Below are 645 nucleotides of genomic sequence, written 5' to 3' on the forward strand. Positions count from 1 at the left end.
TGGGGCCTTAGCTCAGCTGGGAGAGCGCCTGCCTTGCACGCAGGAGGTCAGCGGTTCGATCCCGCTAGGCTCCACCAATTTAATCTTATACTTATTATGGCGGCCTAGCTCAGCTGGCTAGAGCGTACGGTTCATACCCGTGAGGTCGGGGGTTCGATCCCCTCGGCCGCCATCTTAAGGACCTTTAGCTCAGTTGGTTAGAGCAGACGGCTCATAACCGTCCGGTCGCAGGTTCGAGTCCTGCAAGGTCCACCAGTATAGTCATAACAGCGGAGGTATACCCAAGTCCGGCTGAAGGGATCGGTCTTGAAAACCGACAGGCGGGTCAAACCGCGCGGGGGTTCGAATCCCTCTACCTCCTCCATTTTTTAAAAGAATTTCATAGTATTGTCGCGGGGTGGAGCAGCTCGGTAGCTCGTCGGGCTCATAACCCGAAGGTCGCAGGTTCAAATCCTGCCCCCGCAACCAAGGTCCCGTGGTGTAGCGGTTAACATGCCTGCCTGTCACGCAGGAGATCGCGGGTTCGATTCCCGTCGGGACCGCCATTTTTAAAAAAGAATACATAATCGGCTCAGTAGCTCAGTTGGTAGAGCAAAGGACTGAAAATCCTTGTGTCGGCGGTTCGATTCCGTCCTGAGCCACCAT

7 tRNA genes are annotated in these 645 nt (G+C 55.3%); all 7 read left to right on the forward strand.

Annotated elements, in window-relative coordinates:
* Position 1: 1 nt before the first annotated feature.
* The 7 genes from CQS04_RS13590 (at position 2) to CQS04_RS13620 (ending at position 644) form a co-directional block, all read left to right on the forward strand.
* Positions 2–77: transfer RNA gene (locus CQS04_RS13590), tRNA-Ala, on the forward strand.
* A gap of 21 nt (positions 78–98) precedes the next feature.
* Positions 99–172 (forward strand) — tRNA-Met (locus CQS04_RS13595).
* A gap of 6 nt (positions 173–178) precedes the next feature.
* A tRNA-Ile gene (locus CQS04_RS13600) sits at positions 179–255 on the forward strand.
* 16 nt (positions 256–271) lie between these two features.
* Positions 272–364 (forward strand) — tRNA-Ser (locus tag CQS04_RS13605).
* Positions 365–391: 27 nt separating this feature from the next.
* A tRNA-Met gene (locus CQS04_RS13610) sits at positions 392–468 on the forward strand.
* 1 nt (position 469) lies between these two features.
* A tRNA-Asp gene (locus CQS04_RS13615) sits at positions 470–545 on the forward strand.
* A 23-nt stretch (positions 546–568) separates the two neighbouring features.
* A tRNA-Phe gene (locus CQS04_RS13620) sits at positions 569–644 on the forward strand.
* Position 645: the final 1 nt, after the last annotated feature.

It is taken from the genome of Chryseomicrobium excrementi (assembly GCF_002798305.1).
GTDB lineage: Bacteria > Bacillota > Bacilli > Bacillales_A > Planococcaceae > Chryseomicrobium > Chryseomicrobium excrementi.